Below are 19812 nucleotides of genomic sequence, written 5' to 3'. Positions count from 1 at the left end.
CTCCCCGCCGCTTGACGCAGCTACGCTTTTGCGTCAAATCGGCGGGAAGTGGAACCTTTTGTTGATTTATCAAGATACTCCTGTTTAACAACGTCGAAGTGAGTGTCATACTTTTTAGCCACCTCCATATCAAATAAAGTGATTCCACCACCGTACTTTTCTTTCCATTTAGGCCCCCCCATCGTTCGCCATTTGATAATCGGGCCGAACTTAGATACATAGTTAGCAAACTGTGTAACCCGACGCAGAGGAGCGGCAACGTCTAAAGCATCTTGGGCCGTGTACCAAAGAGATACACCATGATGCCTATGTTGGCGCCAATGAGACATAACCTCAAAGGGTATCGATTGCCACATTGAAGCAGGAGCCACTAAGCCTGCTTCATCCAAAAGAATCACAGCATCCCGAACGTCGAATACTTCATGCAACTGCTCAAAACGGTTAGCACCTTGTAAAGCGTAATTGGCATAGATGACTTTACCTTTTTTTTGAAGTTTGATAGCAAGTCGAGTCATAAGATAGGTTTTACCCATGCCAGGCATTCCAAAAAATCCCTCAATCATACATACCCCGCCTCTCCATTTCGGAATAAATAGAATCTCGTAAGCGAGTAAAAATAAGACGTTCGTTACGCTTCAATCCAGTAGAATATAAAAGCTGATTGAAATAATGAAAAACATTCAACAAATCCTGATTAGAAGAATTAGAGAAATTGGGTTTTTGACGAGCCAACACCATATAGGCGTATTTACGCATGATCGGAGTAACCGTTGATTTCTCTTTCCCACTGTTCACGTTCAGCATTTAGATTTCTCCTCTGCTCAATAAGTCTGGAAACACGACGAGCCATCATCAATTCACGGAAGTCTGAATAACGCTGTCCCAACCAAAAACCAAGAACGGCAAAGAGCAACCAACCAAACCACATTAGCCAGCACCCCGAATCAAGTTAATTAGACGATCAATCCAATAAAGAGCAATCAACATTAACTGCAAGCCAATCCAAAGTCCGAAAAGAGTCAGCATAGTATTGATAGGCAAAAGAGTATTCGCAAGATTCAAATAAGGTTGAATCGTAGTAACATCAGAAGCAATGTTGTGTGTAAATGACCACTGCGGTAAATGACTCGCTATCGAATTGATAAAAGAAGCAAGTCCAGAAATGAGAAAGTCCATGAAATCACCTACACCTTGAAAATCGGTGAGAAACGAGCCAAAAGATAGACCACAAAAGTAATCCACATGACAGCTTCAATACCTAGACGAGCAGTAGAAAGCCATTTCATTTGCTCAAGTTGTTGAGCAGAAAAAAGTGTAGCCGTCACATTGCCATACTTGCTCTGAATAATCGGTACAGAAAAAGCTAAACTACCACCACCGGCTGAATCTAAACCGCCAGATTGAACACTAGAAAAAGCAGATTGTAAAGCTTGACCAGATTGAATAACACCCCCCACCCCAGTTGCTTGCTCAAAGTTAGACCAAGCAGATTGAAGCTGTTCGAGAACAGAAGGTGTAATACCGTCAATAAAGACAGCAACATCCATCTGAAGAATAAAAAAGTAATCAGGTAAAGATTGCTGGACACCATTTACAGTAGGAGCCATTTTTATATAAGTAACATAGCCGCCACCCTGCATGTTGTAGACAAAAAAAGTAACTTCATTATTCGAGTCAGGAGTAACGCCAATTGTGTTTTCGTAATAAGGACTAGAAGCGTATGTACTAGAGTAAAGGGCGTACTCAATAGAAGTCGTACCCGAAGGGACAATGCAAGTGAACTGAACATCATCGGGACCACGTGTATAAGACTGAATCAAAATAGACCAGCCCTCTGGACTCAAATCAGATGCCCAAACCGTACCAACGGAAACCCAAAGGGCGCAGATAAAGGACACTACGCCCAAGAGAAACCGACGAATCATCATTGCGATTTAGCCAGCCATTTCTTGAGAAGACGCCATACATAAAGAGCAAGAATCACAATCAAGCCGAGTGCAACCGCCGCACCGATAACAGAGATGGCATCAGTGCCAGCATTACCAAACATATTAACCATCGATTGAAATAAGCTAGTAGGATCAGGCATAGTCGGCGCAGTTAAAGTAGAATTCACTCCGTAAACACTCCCCGTTGTAGTGGACATATGAAAACCCCTTTCGTCCACAGAATTTTTTTATGCTATCGGCACAAGCCGGATTAGCTAGACCTAGAGAACCAACGTTTCAACAAACGCCACAAGTAAATAGAGAGAACAACAATCAAACCTAAAGCAACAGCCGAACCAATAATGACAAGAGCAATAGTAGCAACGCGACCAAAAGCATTGACCATTGTTTGAAAAAGGTTTCCAGATGGTGGCATAGGTGGTGGCAAAATTTTAGTAACAGTACCCGTGTTAAGGGAACTAGTAAGAGAAGCACCTAAAGAGTCAGTAACGGAAATGTTATAAGAAGTAGATTTTTGCAAACCAGTGAATAGAGCAGACTGACTCGTTACAGTCTCAGTTTGAGAACCAAGCGTAACCGTAAAAGGAGCTTTACCACCGACCCATGAAACTAATGCTTCTGTCCCTCCTGCTTCACCAGAAAGTTGTGACAAAGGCACAAGCTGATTCTTAGGAGTAACAGAGATAGAAGCAGACTGTTTCGAAGAACCATAAGAATTAGAAGCAGAAACAGTAAAAGAATAGGCTTGTCCATTGGTGAGACCTGTCACTACATACTGTGCATCAGTGGTTGTAGCAATTTGAATACCGTTCTGGTAAATGGTGTAAAGAATATTACCAGAATCAGCAGACCAAGTGAGCGTTACGCTACCATTAGCAGGCGTACCCTGAAGACCAGTCGGAACCGCAGGAATCGACCCCGTATCAAAAGAAGTAGAAGCAGGATTAGATTGTCCCCCACTATTCACCGCAACAACAGAAACGGTATAAGATGAACCAGAAGTAAGACCCGTCATATCATAGCTCGTTGAAGTAGTAGAAGATTCAACGACACTTCCATTGACAGAAACCTGATACGAAGTAGCACCAGAAACAGCATTCCAGCTAACTATTGCGGAATCCATAGTAATATTAGATACGTTTAACGATGGCGACTCTGGCGGCGGCACGGTCACAAAGGTACCAGTCGAAGCACTAGAGCTAGCAGAACCATCGACAGCGACAATAGAAACTGAATAAGACTGATTCGGTGTCAAACCCGTAAAGGTATAGGAAGTAGAAGTAGTCGAAACAGGACTACCACCATTCAAAGAAACCTGATAAGACGTGGCTCCACTGGAAGCAGACCATGAAACCGTTTCAGAAGTTGAAGAATCTTGAGTGAAAACTATACTGCTAACAGCAGAAGGAGGTAACGGAGGTTGACTACTGCTGTTCGAATAGAGCTCAGAACCAGAAGCAGAATAGATAGCAATATTGGCAGGACTAGGCGTACTATTGCCATAATCAAAACCACCAGAAGAAGCAGTAGGAACAAAATCTGACCAACCATTGAAATTAGTTTGAAAATAAACGGTATCACCAATGTAAGAGCCAAAACCGCTATAGCTTAGCCAACCACTAGACCAAGAAACAACGGGCGTACTCGTACCACTCGTAGAAGCAAGTGCAGTAGGAACAAAAATCAGTAAAGCAAGACAAAAAGAAGCAAATGCTTTCAAGAGTCGAGTACGCAACACATCACCTCCCTACCGTTTGAAACCCAAAATAAGAAGAAAAGCACCAGCCGCAACACCACAGACAGCGGCAATCCATCCAAAATAAGCAAAAGCGAACAGAATTTGATAGGAGCTATTCGTCATAGTCCACTCCCCCACTCACAAACAGCCAACGAAAAACCAGTCGAACCATTGATGACAAAAAAGAAACCCAAACTAACGAATATAAGAGAACATGCACTACTCACCACCTCGCATCATGAAATAGAAGCAAAGAAAGATAAATAATAAAGTATTGACCATGCCGACAATCGCAATGACAGGCATCCATTGTCCGATATATGGAAGCCAGGTCGCTTCTTGCCATGTCATGACTATTGCAAAGGTGATTCAATGTCCGACAATCGGACTCTTATAAAAGCGCCCGAACGACCATTAAAGGAGCGGACATCAACCCACCAACGAAGGTTAGACATATGAGCATATTGAGCTACTTCTGTTAATTGATGGGGTTCAATAGACACTCTGACAGTCTCCATACCATCCACAAGTACGACAGCATCGGTATAGACGGTCTTTTGACCATCCTTAATAATCTCGTTTGACTGCATCCCAAGATACTGCCCCTCTAACACAAATTTCACGAAACCTCTCCCCTTTCAAGCCCCACAAAAAAAGGCCGCCATTTGGCGACCTAGACAAGGTAGGACAACAAGATTATAATACAAGAGAACACGCTTTGCGTGAGAGACTTACTAAGGTGGTCGCGGTCGCCAAACTCACAACACACCTAGTAAGTCTTTTCTCTTGTATTACATTTCCATATGATTACAGGTTTGGAATAATATATATTATCGGACGTTATATTTGCGAAACGAGATCGCCATTCTCCCAAAAATACATAAATGGATTTGTGTATGGAAACTATATCCACATATTCAATATTTTCAATTTCAAAATGAGGTGTTACTTTGGATCACGTTCACCTTGCAAGAGCTCTATTTGGCATGTCTCTGGGTTTTCACATCATTTATGCAACACTCGGAGTTGGTATTCCTTTTATGGTTACAGTGGCTGAAGTAAGCTATGCGCTTACAGGCGATCACGATTATGCTGTCATGGCAAAGCGCTGGACACGCGGATTTACCGTATTATTAGCTGTCAGTATCACAACTGGTACCACTGTCGCATTACAACTGAGCCTTTTATGGCCCAAATTCATGCAGTTGGTCGGCCAGGTCATTGCATTACCATTTCTTATTGAAGTTTTTGCTTTCTTTTTAGAAGCGTTGTTTATGTCTATCTATGTGTATGCAGCCGATCGTATTCCTCGCCGCTGGCGCATTCTGAGCGTTTTATTAGTTGCCATTGGAGCAGCCGCTTCTGCGCTCTTGATTACTGATGCCAATGCATTTATGAATGCTCCCCAAGGATTCCGGTTAGTCAACGGTCGTGCTGTAGACATCCATCCTTGGCAAGCTGTATTTAATCGCGCTCTGCCAACCTCTGATTTTCACGTGATGATGACTGCTTATATGGCGGTTGGATTTGTAACGGCGGCTATTGCTGCTTATGGATTGCTTAAAAAATCTCATACTGAAAGAGAAAGGAAACATCAATACAAAGCTCTCATGCTATCGCTCGCTCTGGGCGGGCTATTTGGTCTTGTTGCTGCTATCAGCGGTGACTCTGCGGGTAAATATTTAGCCAAATATCAGCCAGAAAAATTAGCCGTAGCAGAAGGATTGTTTCAAACACAAGCACATGCGCCTCTTGTCATTGGTGGTTGGGTAAGCGGTACCCGACAGGATGTCATTGGCGGTATAAAAATTCCTGATTTTCTTAGTTGGTTAGCTACAGAGCGACTGGATGGCGTGGTATTAGGTTTAAATTCCTTCCCTCGCGACACTTGGCCGCCCCTTTTTCTGCACCTGTTTTTTGATGGTATGGTGGGTATTGGAACTTTGTTAATTTTTTTCGCCATCTTTGCCTGGTTAGTGAAAACCTTACGCAAGCAACATGAATATCCATTTCCCAATTGGATGCTGGGCGTAACTGTGTTGACCGGCCCTCTTGCCATGCTCGCTATTGAACTTGGCTGGATTTATGCTTGTATAGGACGTCAACCATGGATTATTTACCATGTCATGCGCACTGCCGACGCTGTTACCTCAGCACCGTATGTAGGATGGATGTTTGTGCTTTTTATGCTGCTTTATTTATTACTCGCCATTGGATCTATTACCGTACTTCGTTTTTATTTTTCACGTCACCCACTTTCGGACGATATAGACCCTAGCGCACCAAAACCAAGAAGGGTGGTTTGGCTTCCATGACTGCAGCTATTTGGGGAATCTCCCTCCTCTGGGCCATCGTTTTTATCTATGGTATCGCAGGTTCAATTGACTTTGGAGCCGGTTTTTGGGCGATGGTTTTCTTTAAAGAAGAACACGCCAGTGCAGCTACCATCGCCAACCGCTATCTATCTCCTCTTTGGGAAGTCACCAATGTCTTTCTCGTCCTTTTTTCTGTGTCCTTAGTAGGGCTATTCCCAACAGCTGCTTTTGTGTTTGGCAATATTCTTTTGGTACCCGGTTGCTTGATTCTCATCTTTTTAACCTTGCGAACAGTATTTATGGTCTACGCACATTCGATTGATCGATACCAACAACCTCTGCGAGTTATCTCCGGAATCACTGGCGTTATCATCCCTGCTCTACTCATGAGTGTGTTCCCAATTGCTCAAGGTAACTTTCTCATACAAAACCATGGGCGGTTGACACTTTCATTAACACAACTGTTCAGTAGTCCCACCACTTATGTGTACATCTTGTTAGGTCTAACCAGCGAGTTGTTTTTATCAGCCATGTTGTTAGCAGACTACTCGCGAATTGCAAACGATTCAACCGCTTTTTATTTATATCGCAAACAAGCAATCTGGTTAGGTCCTATAAACATGGTATGGGCTTTTATTGCTTTTTTTTGGATTGCTCAGTCAGCTCCTTGGTTGGAAAAAGACATGCTCTCCCAATGGCCTTGGTTTTTGGTCTCCGGAGGCTTCTTTGTACTCGGTTACCTCCTTACCGTATCCACCAGAGAAAATTTACATCTGCGTTTTCGCTTGGCTGTCGTTTCTCATGTTGTCCAGTACGGCTGCGCGATGATTGGCTATGGTCGGGCTCATTTACCGTATCTTATCTATCCATATGTAACCATCCAGGACAGCTTTACCAACTCAGAAATGTTTCGAGCCTTGATTGTCGTTCTTATTCTCGGAATTGCTATACTCTTTCCAGGATTTATATGGTTTTGGAGACTTTTCTTAGAGAACCGAGCTTACGTATCAAAAGAGGACTAAATAGATAAAAATCTTTCTCCTATCCGTGTTTCATGGTCAACATAAAAAAACAGACACCGGCATATCAAAATCGGTGTCTGTTTGACTTGGTATCTGTAAAGCTTATAACGAATCTTTCTAATCAAAATCATATGTTTGATTCAACGTCTCCCTGCCAGCCTAACATACCACCTGCTAAATTGTAAATTTTTTCATAACCAAGACTGGCCAATAATTCACAAGCTTTACTGCTCCTACCACCACTACGACACACGATAACAGCTTCCACATTGGGTTCAATTTCTTGGTAACGTTCATTCAATTCACCAAGAGGGATAAGTTTCGCTCCTGGAATATGACCGGATTGAAATTCTTCTGGCTGACGAACATCAATAATTTGTAAATTCTTGTTAGATTGTAAGTGCTCCAATACATCATTGGTTTGCCACTGTGTAATTTCCATAGCATAGAACCTCCTTAGCTTTGCCATATGACAGACTTTCGCATATAGGTCTCCGTATTTTACTCATATAACATAGTCAGAGACATACAAGCAGTTGCAGAAAAGAACAGATTGTTTTATTCTGAACATAACATATAGCGGAAGGGCGAGGCTGACAATTCAGCCCTTCCGCCGGGGTACTAGGAGCGAGGCTTAGCTTGGTCGGCAGCCTCGTTTTCGTCTGTTTTCCTCAGTTCTGCAGCAGTTTTGCGATACTCCATAAAAGCTTTTAAAACTCCGAGTAAAGCAACACACAGGCCGCAGAAAGCTTCCAACCAACGAAAGATGCTCATTCACCCCTCACCTCCCTCCGTCTATGACGTCAGGAGGAAAGGCGGAAGGTGCCCTTCCTAGTATCTATTCTATCAAAATCAACTCTTTACGGGTAATTCATTTTCACAAACAAAGGAGAGTCGCCCATGACTCATGTTGTGCGATTAGAACAAGTCACTGTCAAACGTCAGAATAACCTGTTAATAGACCAAATAGATTGGACGGTCGATCGCGATCAGAATTGGGCAATTGTAGGTAGAAATGGCGCGGGAAAAACAACACTTCTTAAGCTGTTAACAGGCTATATCTGGCCAAGTAAAGGAAGTGTTACTGTACTGGGAGAAACTCTGGGCAAGGTAGAACTTAGTGAATTGCGAAAAAAAATTGGTTGGATCAGTGCTGCGCTGCTGAGCGAACTTGAACAATCCAGTGCTTCCTCGAATGTTCTTGATGTGGTTTGCAGTGGTTATTTTGCTTCGTTTGGCTTATGGAAAGAGGTACCGACTCACATCCGTATCCAAGCATTTGATTTATTAGAACAGATGGGAATTTCGTCTTTAGCTCAAAGAAATTTTTCCGTTCTTTCACAAGGTCAAAAGCAAGGTGTCATGCTTGCTCGTGCATGGCTATCGAACCCAGAACTACTTATCTTGGATGAACCATGTGCAGGGCTTGACGTGCCTGCTCGAGAAGCTTTACTTCAATCTTTATCTGCCATATCTCAACAAAAAGACGCTCCTACAATGCTTTATGTAACCCATCATATTGAAGAAATTCTCCCTTCTTTTCAGTATATAGCTCTGTTGGATCAAGGAAAATTGGTTGCACAAGGACTGCTTGCAGAGATTTTAACGGGAGCTACACTCTCAAAATTATGGCATCTATCTGTGGATGTCCTGTGGCGTGAAAACCGCCCCTTTTTAATCCCCGTGCCAACAGGTCAGAAAATATGACTATTTTTAAAATACGTTATCCATCCGACTCTTACTGTGTCATGGGTTACCTCTCCCTCCCCGCAGAATATGAATGGAACGAAATGAGACTAGAACACCATCTGTTGCAGGCATTACCAGAAAAAGATAGACCTTGTTTGAAAGTAAACAAAGTAGCAGAAAATTTTCCTAAACGCTTCCAACTAAAAGCAGATCACATGCTAGCAGATTTCTTTCCAGCAATAGTCTATTGCAGAGGCGGAATTGGACGTGTAGGTCAGGTTCGTCTGGAATGGATGCATGATTTCTCTCAATTGGGTTTTGTCGTGTTTGCTCCATGCTATCGTGGCAGTGAAGAAAGCGATGGAAACGACGAATTTGGCGGAGCAGAAACAATGGATGTATCCGTCGCTATTTCTATGCTTCAATCACTTCCCTTTGTTCAGAAGAATAGAATTTCATTATTAGGTTTCTCTCGCGGTTCTATTAACGCTGCACAAGCGGCATATTTCAATCCTTCTATACACAAACTTATTCTATGGGGTGGTATCTCCCATTTGGCCAACATATACGAAGAACGAATAGATTTGAGACGAATGCTGAAGAGAGTCGTTGGCGGAACACCTAAACGTTATCCGGAGCGATATGCATCGAGATCACCCGAGATCATCGTTACAAAGTTGAATTCACCAATACTCTTGGTACATGGCACGAATGACCAACAGGTTGATTTTTCTCATGCTATACGAATGGAAAAAGTTTTGCGGGAAAAGGGTAAAAATCCAGTGACACATTTTTACTATGGACTTGGACATCATATGCCGCGTCCGATTCATGAGGCTGCTGTAAATCGAATGTGCGATTGGCTCTGTCAGAAATAGAATGATGAAAAGATTGTATATTCTTTTCAATTCGGAAAACACTTTCTTCGTACAGAAGATGGATTCGTAGCGAAGAGGGGTTGACGAAAATGAATGAAAAGAAATTTGTACATTGGAGGAAATTTTCTAAACTGACGTTGTGGAGTAGTGCACCGCTTTTATTGGCATGTCTACTCAGTGGCTGTGGCCATATGCGAGTTGGCGCTAGCAGTACTCCCATTCAACCCATACAACTTGGCGTCAATACCCCCTCCTCCATTACTCCAAGTGTGGGAGACGTATCGAATATTTACGCACAAGCAGTGCCGAGTATTTGCACCATTACCAGCGTTCATCAAAACCATACCAGCGATAATGAACCCACAGAAGATATAGGCACTGGTTTTATCATTGACAACCAGGGAGATATAGCCACTAACGATCATGTCATTGCAGGCAGCGAAACTGTGTTAGTAGCGATTGGCTCACAGACTTATCAAGGCAGAGTTCTTGGCACAGATAAGTTGGATGATTTAGCCATAGTACGTATTCCCACCCATATCTATCGACCACTTTCCTTAGGAACAGCCACAGATCTTCGCCCCGGACAAAACGTCATTGCTATTGGTAACCCTTTTCAATTGACAGATACGGTCACAAGCGGAATTATTAGTGGACTTCACCGTAGCATGCCATCTATTGGCCAGCGTGAAATGAACAATTTAATACAAACGGACGCTCCCATTAATCCTGGTAATTCGGGTGGTCCTTTGCTTAATGCGAATGGTCAAGTGATTGGTATCAATACTATGATTGTTTCACCTGTCAAGGGATCCATTGGTATAGGATTTGCTATCCCTATCGATCGACTAAAAAAAGTGATGCCCGATTTGCTTTCAGGTAAGCAAGTTAAATACCCGTGGATAGGGATTACTGGCTACACCGTCACTCCCATTCTCGCTCAGCACTATCATCTACCTGCTCCGTACGGCGTTTTAGTCATACAGGTTTTGAAAAACGGTCCAGCTGCTCAAGCTGGCCTTCGTGGCATCCATAAAACGGATAGTGCCAACTTGTCCAACGCTGAACTGATAACAGCCGTCAACGGCAAGGCAGTCCACTCCGTATCTGAATTGACATCAACCATTAGTGAGTATCGGATCGGACAAAAAATTTATCTGACTGTATTCGAAAACAAGCGAGCACAAAATATCCCTTTGATACTGGGAACCTTTCCAGAAGATGAATAACCTGCGAACATTTTCTCAAGATGATGATTTTAGTGCAGTAGGTAATGGAAAAGATCGAATCGCGACTCGCATTTTTCCTGATGCGGCTGGGTGAATTTCTGCCAGCCGTTCTACGCTGATTTGTATATCGCCCATTTTATCTTTAATTTGTTGGCAGAAAGCTGAAATGTCCTGTTGATTCAGTTGCCCATTATCCTTCAGACGCAAAATCATTTGCTCAACAGACACTTGTTCAATTTGAAATTGCTGAATACTTGGCAATAGACGAGCAATATTGGTGAAGTACTGACCATTGACCAGTAAGCCGTCGCCTCTAAGAAACGTATCATCTTCTCGCCCATCGACTGAACGGATTAAAGGCAGCGTTCGGCCGCAGGAACAAAATTCACTGCTCAGTTGTACCATATCGCCCAAACGGTAACGCAATCGCGGCATCACATAATTGTGCAGATCTGTCACGATCAAAAAACCTGTTTTCCCTTCTGGTAACATCTCACCTGTTTGCGGGTCGACCACTTCCATAAGAGTGTTGTCTACACTTGCGTGCATGTTACCCTGGGGACACTCATATCCCATAATGCCGCCTTCGCGAGCTCCATATTCATTGATAACTGGAGCACCAAACACTTCTTGCAGCAGTTTTCGCTGGGCATCTGTCAACACTTCAGCGGTGGATACAATACCTTTGATACGATGCAGGCGAAGCGGTTGCCCAGTAGCTTGAATACCTCTGGCCAAAATTTCCATTGATGATGGCCAACCATAAAGATAGACAGGTTGGAACGACTCAATAAGCGACCGATATTCCAGCATTCTCTCCGGTTGCAATGCAAATGCGGGAATGAGGACACGATTTTTTAGCCAACGCTCTTTCAGACGCCAAGACATCATAGCAGATTGCTTCAATTCAATTGGCGAGCCCCAAACCATCAAACACGGATCCCAGGGACGGATGCCCCACCACGACAAACCTCGCCATCTAGCAGCTTCCGAATATTCTACCGCATGACGATTCATATAAAATGTAACAGGTTCCCCTGTCGATCCTCCTGAACGATTGAGGAAAATGGAAGACGTGTCAGCCGTATCAGAAAGGAAGTCATCTCTTCTTGGACGAAAAGACTGTTTTGTAAGAAGTGGAATTTCCCGTAAAACATAAAATGGGTTATCCAATTCATTAAGCAGATATTGAAACTCTTTGTACGCTGGGACATGCGTTAAAGCATGTTTCAATAGCGACTGCAATTGCGATTTTTGCAACTCTCGCAGTTCACTGCGATTCATGGTTTCATGGTGTTGCAGTTCAGAAATTCTGTCCATTACACGGTTACCCCGCCAGCGTTTCATAGCGGGGTAAACAGCATATTGAATAAAGCGACTGGTCATATTCATAAAAATCCTCACTACTTCTTTCTTGGCGATCTCGTTTATACTGGTGGCCAAGCTTCTTTTAGCTGTACTAGCGCTTCAGCTAACAGCGGACGTGGGGTACCAATATTCATACGCTGAAATCCAGCACCACCAGTACCAAACATGCTACCAGCATTCAACCCCACTCTTGCCTGATCCACCAACCATTTCTGAAGTTCGTCATCGGAGAGATGCGTCTCGCGAAAATCAACCCAAGTCAAATAAGTACCTTCAAGCGGCGATATTTTTAAACTTGGCAATTCTCGTTGGAAAAACCCTTCCATGAAACGATAGTTCTCCTGCAAATAAATTAGCAATTCATCAAGCCAACTGGCGCCATAACGATATGCAGCTTCGCAGGCAATCGGTCCAAAAATATCTGCATCTTGCACAAACGCTTCTTCGAGAACTATCGAATATCGTTGTCGCAAATTCTCGTCAGGAATTACGATAAACGCCGTATACATCCCTGCAAGATTAAACGTTTTACTAGGCGCGATACAGATGGCTAAACGATGAATGAAAGGTTCATATACATTCAGCATAGGCAGATGTTGATGAGGTTTATACACAAAATCACAATGAATCTCATCTGCAAGTACATGAACGTCGTATTCATCACAAAGCTTGGCAAGTGTCAACAATTCATCTTTCGACCAAACACGACCTACTGGATTATGTGGATTACACAAAATCAGCCACTTAGGACGCTCTTTGGAGAACAAGCTTCGCAAATGGTCGAAATCCATGGTGTATTTGCCCTGATGCTCTATCAAAGGATTTTCCAACAATTTGCGCCCCTGCCGCTCGATCACAAACTGAAACGGATAGTAAACGGGTGGCTGAATAACAATTCCATCCCCAGGTTCGGTCCAGGCCCGAATGCCCATGGCCAAACCATGGACAACGCCTCGTGAAGGAAGAATCCAATCTTGTTGATAGTGAACCTGATGCCTTTTGGCAAACCAATTTTGAATGCTCTCATAGAGCGAATCTGGACGAATGGCATATCCATAAACCCCGTGCTTCACTCGTTCCATGAGCGCCTGCTGCACTTCTGGAGGTGATAAAAAATCCATATCCGCTACCCACAGGGGCAGGATATCATCCCTGCCAAACCTTTTTTGCAACGTATCCCATTTGGAAGACGCAGTATACCGGCGAGGGATGATTTCGTCAAATGAGTAAGTCATATTTGCTATTCCTCTCCTGCTGCGGCTCTTTCAAGGAAGACCATTTACGCCTGCCGTCCGCCACCATGTACATAAATGACCTGTCCACTCACGTAACTGGCGTCATCACTGGCTAAAAACGCGGTGACATTGGCTACATCCTCTGGGCGGCCCACACGGCGCAAAGGGATAATTTCTGCCGCACGACGTTGATTTTCTTCAAAGTCAATGCCGATTCTATCTGCCGTTTGTTTGGTCATATCTGTCACAATAAAACCAGGTGCTACAGCGTTAACATTGATGTTGAAGGGACCAAGTTCAATAGCCAATGTTTTAGTAAATCCTTGTAAGCCTGCCTTTGCTGCTGCATAGTTGGCTTGACCCCGATTTCCAAGCGCAGAAGTAGAACTGGTATTGATAATTTTTCCGTAACGTTGGGCAACCATCAGTTTTTGGGCCTCCTGGCTGCATAAAAAACTGCCGCGCAAATGCACATTCATGACCGTATCCCAGTCTTCTTCTGTCATCTTGAATAATAGGTTGTCACGAATGACTCCCGCATTGTTGACAAGAATATGTACCGTTCCAAAACGATCAACAACTTTTTGAAACGCCTGCTCAACGCTTTGCTTATCAGAAACCTGACAGCTAACAGCCAATGCCTCGCCACCAGCTTCTTGGATTTTTTGAACAGTTTCTGAGCAAAACTCCTCTTTCAAATCAAACACTGCCACTTTGGCTCCGTCTCGCGCTAAAACCATGGCTGTGGCTTGCCCAATACCTCGAGCCGCTCCTGTTACAACTGCAACTTTGCCCGTAAATCGACCCATTTGCATCCTCTCCTTGCAGCAAATATCAGACTATAATTCTATGCAAGTACTCCTCTATCTCCTTTTGATTCTATCGTGTTTCAAACGGAAATGCTACGATGATTCAGGGATTTTGCGTAACGCGTCAATTCCGCTGTGAGAGAATAGCGAAGGAAGGGAGTCACTAAATAAATTCCACGAAAATGTTCTAATACTGAATTCACTAATTCGCGCGCTATATCCATCCCGACGTGCAACGCTTGGCTTGGTTCAGCTTCGTCCATCAAGCGTAAAATAGTCTCAGGAATTTGTATACCTGGAACTTGATGATGCAAATATTGAGCGTTGCGCGCGCTGACTAAAGGCATAACTCCTACAAACATCGGTACGGTTAAATCTTTGGCTACTTCTGCCAACCTTTTGATCAATTTCACATCGTATACAGGCTGGGTCATAATGTAATCCGCGCCTGCCTCGATTTTTCGTCGCAATCTTTCTACCGCCTTGTCAAAATTGCGTACATGCGGATTAAACGATGTACCGATGACAAAGCGACTTGCAGGTTCAAGCGACATTCCTGAAAAACCAATACCGCCATTAAGGCGCTTGACCATACGCGTCAATTCTGTCGATGAAACATCAAAGACAGAGGTTGCGCCCGGCAAGTCGCCGAAACGAGACGGATCGCCCGTAACCAACAAAATATGATGAATATCTAATACGTATAGCCCCATTAAATGCGACTGTTGTCCAATCAGATTTCTATCCCGACATGCTATATGCACCAGAGGTTCAATTCCTCGTTGCTTGAGCAGGGCTGCTAAGGCAAGATTGGAGACACGAATTGAACCTAGTGAATTATCGGCAAGAGTGAGAAAATCGGCACCTGATTCGGCCAGAATCGACGCACCGCGAAGAAACTTAGAGCAATCCAGCGTTTTAGGTGGATCGAGTTCGACAATGACGGTTCGTTTTTGAGCGACTTTTTCAACGAGAGATTGATTTCTATTGGAAAGCAATTCTATTTTCGCTTCAATCTTGGGTGTTTCGGATAAATCAGATACGCTAGTCTCACCAGATTTTTCCCCTTTGCCAGCAGACAGAGCGGATTGTGTTGAAGATTCGTTGAAAACGGTCTCCTCCAATACTTTCCGCAAACGCTGAATATGTTCAGGAGTTGTTCCACAACAACCGCCTAGAATCCGTACCCCATGCTGCGCTAAATCAAGCATAGTTTTGGAAAAATATTCCGCGTTGCCCGTATAGGCGTACTTACCCTCTTCAAAATGCAGCAAACCAGCATTGGGAATAGCTGCGTACATACCATTTTTTTCTAAATGAAGAGATTCGTAAGAGCGTAAAATACCATACGGTCCTAACCGACAATTCAGTCCAACCGCATCGGCACCAGCTTGCTGAAGCCACTGAAAGGCATGCCCAATTTCCATACCATCGCGGGTTACCCCTATTTCATCTGGCGAAAGGTTAACAATAATGGGTAAATTTGTTAAAGAACGTACTGCTGAAAGAGCCCAATAAGCCCACTCACTCTCCGCAAACGTTTCTAAAACAAATCCATCCACTCCAGCTTGCAAAAGCGCTTCCGCTTGCTCTGCAATTTGACGGCGATATTCACGCTCCATGCGCTCCGGTGACAATGCGTTCTCGTGAATAAATTCAACAGGTAGTGCGCCAATACTACCAAAAACAGCCGCTTGTGATGCAGCCGCCTGTCTAGCAGAATTCACTGCTGACAAGTGAATTTGAAAGAATTGGTTTTCTATACCGACGCGGGAAAGTGCAAAGCGACTTGCTGAAAAAGTATTGGTTTGAATCAAAGTAGCACCTGCGTTGACATAAGCTTCATGGACAGAACGAACCTGTTCAGGATTTTCCAAATTTAACTGCTCTGGCAAAACGCCAAGTGGTAGACCAATTTGATGCAAAAAGGTGCTCATGGCACCATCCGTCACAATAAACGCCTGTCCGTCTTTGCCTATGACGTTAGGAACCGCCTTCCAAACGTTGCTCTCCATGTTGATCTCCCCTCACCCAGCTTTTATTCTCTCTGGATTTATTCTGCATCTGCATTAAAATATCTCGCTTCCGGATGTGAGAAAACGAGCGCAGTGACACTAGCTTCCGGCTCCATCATGTAACCGTCTGTCAATTGAATGCCTATCCGTTGCGGTTTGAGCAGCGCAAATAGAGTTTCCTGCTGCTCCAAATCCGGACAGGCAGGATAACCAAACGATACACGAATGCCTTGATAACGAGCTATAAAGCGTTCTCTCATCGTCATTTCCAATGGATCGGGAAAACCCCATATATCGCGGATCATATGGTGCACCCGCTCAGCAAAAGCTTCCGCAAGTTCCAGGGCAGATGCTGCTAGTGCGTGAGAACGCAGATAGTCTCCTTTTTCTTTTAGCCGATCCGCTTTTTCACGTATACCCGCCCCAGTTGTGACGGCAAACATTGCGATATAATCAATGCTTCCCGAACCTTTTTCGCGCAAAAAATCTGCCAAGCAAAGATGAGAACCTCCACGTTGACGAGGAAATTGCAGCACATGAAGAACATCAGCAGAAGAATGCGGCACGGAAAGAATGGAAATCTCCCCTGTTAAACGATTACCTACGGCTGGGAAAAATTGATATACGGCATGAGCTTGCAAGCTTCCATCTGCAATCGACTCACGAATCACATCTTCTACGAGTTCTTTCAGTTGCGTAGCCTTTTCATCACCATCGGCGAGCCGTTTTTCCACATTCCCCGACAAGCCAAGATGCTTACCCAGCAACATTTGCCAGTTAAGATAAGGCATAATTTGTTCTATCGGATAATGCCGCAAAAGATGATCTCTCAAGTCAGGAGGCTGAAATACTGGCGCCTCGCTGGATATATCGGATAAACGTATGGAATCCGCTGGTTCCTCTTTAGGTACTGGATGGGATTGACTGCGAAACATTTCCTGTTCTTTCGATAACTGTTCCGTCAACGTTTCTCGAGTTCCCTCATCTTGCCATGCATTCGCCAAAGCCAATCCATCCATGGCATCTTTGGCATACATGACGGTTCCACTATAGGCGGGCGCGATTTTGGTCATTGTGAATTTTTTGGTCAGTGCCGCACCACCTACAAGCAGCGGAATCGTAATGCCTGCTCGCGATAATTCCTCAGCTGTAATCACCATCTGTTGGGCAGATTTCACAAGTAAACCAGAGAGGCCAATAAAATCAGAATGATATTCGCGAGCTGCAGCGATTAGAGTCTCCGGAAGAACTTTAATACCCAAATTGTGTACATAGTAACCATTGTTGGAAAGAATAATTTCTACCAAGTTTTTTCCAATATCGTGAACATCACCTTTGACAGTGGCTAAAATCACCGTCCCTTTGTTAGCTGAATCCAACTTGTCCATTCTCGGTTCCAGAAAAGCCACTGCTGCCTTCATCACTTCCGCGCTTTGTAAAACTTCCGCTACAATCAATTCATTATTGTTAAAAAGTCTTCCTACTTCGTTCATCCCATCCATCAGTGGTCCATTAATAATTTCCAGTGGCGTCATTGTCTGCAATGCCTCTTCTAAATCAGGCAGTAATCCATCTTTACTGCCCTCTACCACATAATGAGCAATACGTTCCAGAAGCGACAATTGAGAACGTTCTACAGCCACATGCTGTTTTTTTTCTCGATAAAAAGCGGTAAACTCCGCTACCACTGCATCAGACGTTTCAAATAACAATTTTTCCGCAAGTTGACGCTCCTCGTCCGAGAGGCTTGAAAAACGTTGTAGACTTTGTGTATTGACAATGGCGTAACCCAGTCCCGCCTTCGTACAGTGATAGAGGAAGACAGAGTTGAGTACTTCTCGTCCAGCTGGAGGTAAACCAAACGAAACATTGCTGATACCAAGAATTTGCGGACACTCTGGAAGCTCTTGATGAATGAGTCGAATCCCCTCAATCGTCTCTTTAGCCGATCCGATATATTTCTCATCACCTGTACCCACCGGAAAAGTGAGTGGATCGATTAAAATGTCTTCGGCAGCAAGTCCGTAATTTTCGGTTAAAATTTGCACTGAACGTTTCGCAATAGCCAACTTGCGCTCCCGGCTGACAGCCATTCCTTCTTCATCAATCGTTCCTACTACAAGTGCTGCCCCATAACGTTTGGCTAGTTCAGCAAACTTCGCCAGACGTGGTTCTCCATCTTCCAAATTGGTAGAGTTGATAATCGCCTTGCCTTGAACATGTTGCAACGCTAATTCCACTACTGCCGCATCGGTGGAATCAATCATCAACGGTACTCGAACTTTACGCACCACTTTAGGCAAGAAAGCCTCCATATCAGCCAGTTCGTCACGATCGGGATCGGCCAGGCAAACGTCAATAATTTGTGCTCCAGCCCGCACCTGTGCGCGAGCAATATCAGAAGCAACGTCCATTTCGCCTTCAGCAATCAATTTGCGAAACTTTCGCGAACCAATGACATTCGTTCGCTCGCCAACAAGAATGGGTCGATTTTCTGGTTCCAGAAGAACAGATTCGAGACCCGCCACCGCATGAGGATGGTGCTTAGGAACACGTCGGGGAGCATAGCCTGCAATGCGTGAAGCTAAAGCCCGAATATGATCGGGAGTGGTTCCACAGCAACCACCCGCTATATTCAGCCAACCCTCTTTTGCAAAATCCTCCATCTTGCGTGAGAAACTCTCTGGTGTTTCATGATAATGACCCGATTCATCAGGTAAACCCGCGTTTGGGTAGCAGGAAATAGAACAGGTGGCCAGTTCTGCCAATGTACGAACGTGATCGCGCATAAATTCTGGACCGGTCGCACAATTGAGTCCTACCGCCAACGGTTTCAGGTGTTCGACTGAGAGATAAAATGCGTCAATGGTTTGTCCACCCAGTGTGGTTCCCATCGCTTCAATCGTTCCGCTAATGACTACAGGCACACGCCTGCCAAATTTTTTCCATGCTGACTGAATAGCCAAGCCTGCTGCTTTCACGTTCAGCATATCCTGAGAAGTTTCCAGCAACAGTAAATCGACACCACCCTCAAGCAAGGCCAGTGCTTGTTCTTCATAAGCAGCCAATAATTCGGCAAAAGTGGCACCACCTGTCAAAGACAAACTTTTCGTGGTAGGTCCCATAGAGCCCGCTACATATCTTGGCTGTTGAGGTGATGAAAAATGATGGGCAGCTTCTCGGGCAAGCTTGGCCGAACACAAATTTAATTCCCGGGCATACGCTGATAGTCCATACTCGGCAAGGACGATAGACGTGGAGCCAAATGTATTGGTAGAGACAATGTCTGCTCCTGCTGCTAAATATTCCTCATGAATCGAACGAATAAGATCGGGACGTGTTTTCGACAGCCACTCGTTGCAACCTTCATACGCTTCTCCACCAAACGCTTCGGCTGTCAGATTTTTTTGCTGGATCATGGTTCCCATGGCCCCATCCAAAATAAGGATCCGCTGTTCAAGAAGTTCCTGCAAAGAAGCAGTATGGACTAAATTCATGTAATTTCTGCACCACTCTTTCTCTATCTTCCATGACTATCAAAAAACACTCCCGAAAACGGGAGCGT

The 19812-nt window shown here is 44.2% G+C and carries 20 protein-coding genes; 5 read left to right on the top strand and 15 right to left on the bottom strand.

Annotation, left to right across the window (positions count from 1 at the left end):
• Positions 1 to 20 precede the first annotated feature (20 nt).
• The 8 genes from BUA75_RS03370 to BUA75_RS03335 form a co-directional block, all read right to left on the bottom strand.
• Complete coding sequence (locus BUA75_RS03370; protein ID WP_072873177.1) at positions 21 to 563, bottom strand: zonular occludens toxin domain-containing protein; 543 nt, start codon at positions 561 to 563, stop codon at positions 21 to 23.
• Positions 556 to 756: a hypothetical protein gene (locus tag BUA75_RS03365; RefSeq protein WP_072873176.1), complete on the bottom strand. Its 201-nt coding sequence runs from the start codon at positions 754 to 756 to the stop codon at positions 556 to 558. Before BUA75_RS03365 ends, BUA75_RS03370 begins: the two co-directional genes overlap by 8 nt.
• A complete protein-coding gene (locus tag BUA75_RS03360; protein ID WP_072873175.1) occupies positions 749 to 928 on the bottom strand; it encodes a hypothetical protein in 180 nt (59 codons plus the stop codon). The genes BUA75_RS03365 and BUA75_RS03360 overlap by 8 nt, the downstream gene beginning before the upstream one ends.
• Positions 928 to 1176, bottom strand: a complete 249-nt coding sequence (locus BUA75_RS03355) for a hypothetical protein (protein ID WP_072873174.1) — start codon at positions 1174 to 1176, stop codon at positions 928 to 930. Before BUA75_RS03355 ends, BUA75_RS03360 begins: the two co-directional genes overlap by 1 nt.
• A gap of 8 nt (positions 1177 to 1184) precedes the next feature.
• Positions 1185 to 1928, bottom strand: a complete 744-nt coding sequence (locus BUA75_RS03350; protein WP_072873173.1) for a hypothetical protein — start codon at positions 1926 to 1928, stop codon at positions 1185 to 1187.
• A complete protein-coding gene (locus tag BUA75_RS03345) occupies positions 1925 to 2146 on the bottom strand; it encodes a hypothetical protein (protein ID WP_129583503.1) in 222 nt (73 codons plus the stop codon). Before BUA75_RS03345 ends, BUA75_RS03350 begins: the two co-directional genes overlap by 4 nt.
• Before the next feature lie 53 nt (positions 2147 to 2199).
• Positions 2200 to 3684 (bottom strand): fibronectin type III domain-containing protein, encoded by a 1485-nt coding sequence (locus BUA75_RS03340; protein WP_072873171.1) that lies wholly within the window; start codon positions 3682 to 3684, stop codon positions 2200 to 2202.
• Positions 3685 to 4040: 356 nt separating this feature from the next.
• Positions 4041 to 4310, bottom strand: a complete 270-nt coding sequence (locus BUA75_RS03335) for a hypothetical protein (RefSeq protein WP_072873170.1) — start codon at positions 4308 to 4310, stop codon at positions 4041 to 4043.
• Positions 4311 to 4637: 327 nt separating this feature from the next.
• On the opposite strand from BUA75_RS03335, the gene BUA75_RS03330 reads away from it, so the two are divergent.
• A complete protein-coding gene (locus BUA75_RS03330) occupies positions 4638 to 6002 on the top strand; it encodes a cytochrome ubiquinol oxidase subunit I (protein ID WP_072873169.1) in 1365 nt (454 codons plus the stop codon).
• Positions 5999 to 7024 (top strand): cytochrome d ubiquinol oxidase subunit II, encoded by a 1026-nt coding sequence (locus BUA75_RS03325; protein ID WP_072873168.1) that lies wholly within the window; start codon positions 5999 to 6001, stop codon positions 7022 to 7024. The genes BUA75_RS03330 and BUA75_RS03325 overlap by 4 nt, the downstream gene beginning before the upstream one ends.
• A gap of 127 nt (positions 7025 to 7151) precedes the next feature.
• Here the strand turns inward: BUA75_RS03325 and BUA75_RS03320 are convergent, their stop codons facing one another.
• Both BUA75_RS03320 and BUA75_RS15825 read right to left on the bottom strand, forming a co-directional pair.
• Positions 7152 to 7466: a rhodanese-like domain-containing protein gene (locus BUA75_RS03320; RefSeq protein WP_072873167.1), complete on the bottom strand. Its 315-nt coding sequence runs from the start codon at positions 7464 to 7466 to the stop codon at positions 7152 to 7154.
• Between the two features lie 179 nt (positions 7467 to 7645).
• Positions 7646 to 7798: a hypothetical protein gene (locus tag BUA75_RS15825; RefSeq protein WP_165611934.1), complete on the bottom strand. Its 153-nt coding sequence runs from the start codon at positions 7796 to 7798 to the stop codon at positions 7646 to 7648.
• A gap of 126 nt (positions 7799 to 7924) precedes the next feature.
• Here BUA75_RS15825 and BUA75_RS03315 point away from each other — a divergent pair, with 126 nt between their 5' ends.
• The 3 genes from BUA75_RS03315 to BUA75_RS03305 all read left to right on the top strand — a co-directional run bounded on the left by BUA75_RS03315 (position 7925) and on the right by BUA75_RS03305 (position 10820).
• On the top strand, positions 7925 to 8731 hold the full coding sequence (locus BUA75_RS03315; protein ID WP_072873166.1) for an ABC transporter ATP-binding protein: 807 nt from the start codon (positions 7925 to 7927) through the stop codon (positions 8729 to 8731).
• A complete protein-coding gene (locus tag BUA75_RS03310; protein ID WP_072873165.1) occupies positions 8728 to 9591 on the top strand; it encodes an alpha/beta hydrolase family protein in 864 nt (287 codons plus the stop codon). Before BUA75_RS03315 ends, BUA75_RS03310 begins: the two co-directional genes overlap by 4 nt.
• Positions 9592 to 9680: 89 nt before the next feature.
• Positions 9681 to 10820, top strand: coding sequence for a S1C family serine protease (locus BUA75_RS03305; RefSeq protein WP_072873164.1), 1140 nt, complete (start codon positions 9681 to 9683; stop codon positions 10818 to 10820).
• Between the two features lie 15 nt (positions 10821 to 10835).
• Here BUA75_RS03305 and BUA75_RS03300 read toward each other — a convergent pair whose 3' ends face one another.
• The 5 genes from BUA75_RS03300 to metH form a co-directional block, all read right to left on the bottom strand.
• Positions 10836 to 12212, bottom strand: a complete 1377-nt coding sequence (locus BUA75_RS03300) for a phenylacetate--CoA ligase family protein (RefSeq protein ID WP_072873163.1) — start codon at positions 12210 to 12212, stop codon at positions 10836 to 10838.
• Between the two features lie 35 nt (positions 12213 to 12247).
• Positions 12248 to 13423: a MalY/PatB family protein gene (locus BUA75_RS03295; protein ID WP_072873162.1), complete on the bottom strand. Its 1176-nt coding sequence runs from the start codon at positions 13421 to 13423 to the stop codon at positions 12248 to 12250.
• A 44-nt stretch (positions 13424 to 13467) separates the two neighbouring features.
• Positions 13468 to 14232 (bottom strand): beta-ketoacyl-ACP reductase, encoded by a 765-nt coding sequence (locus tag BUA75_RS03290; protein ID WP_072873161.1) that lies wholly within the window; start codon positions 14230 to 14232, stop codon positions 13468 to 13470.
• Positions 14233 to 14312: 80 nt separating this feature from the next.
• A complete protein-coding gene (locus BUA75_RS03285; RefSeq protein ID WP_072873160.1) occupies positions 14313 to 16247 on the bottom strand; it encodes a bifunctional homocysteine S-methyltransferase/methylenetetrahydrofolate reductase in 1935 nt (644 codons plus the stop codon).
• A gap of 38 nt (positions 16248 to 16285) precedes the next feature.
• Positions 16286 to 19744 (bottom strand): methionine synthase, encoded by a 3459-nt coding sequence (metH, locus tag BUA75_RS03280; RefSeq protein WP_072873159.1) that lies wholly within the window; start codon positions 19742 to 19744, stop codon positions 16286 to 16288.
• Between the last annotated feature and the right edge of the window lie 68 nt (positions 19745 to 19812).

Source organism: Alicyclobacillus tolerans, from assembly GCF_900142255.1.
GTDB classification, from domain to species: domain Bacteria; phylum Bacillota; class Bacilli; order Alicyclobacillales; family Alicyclobacillaceae; genus Alicyclobacillus_I; species Alicyclobacillus_I tolerans.
This window is presented reverse-complemented; position numbering and strand designations above follow the sequence as displayed.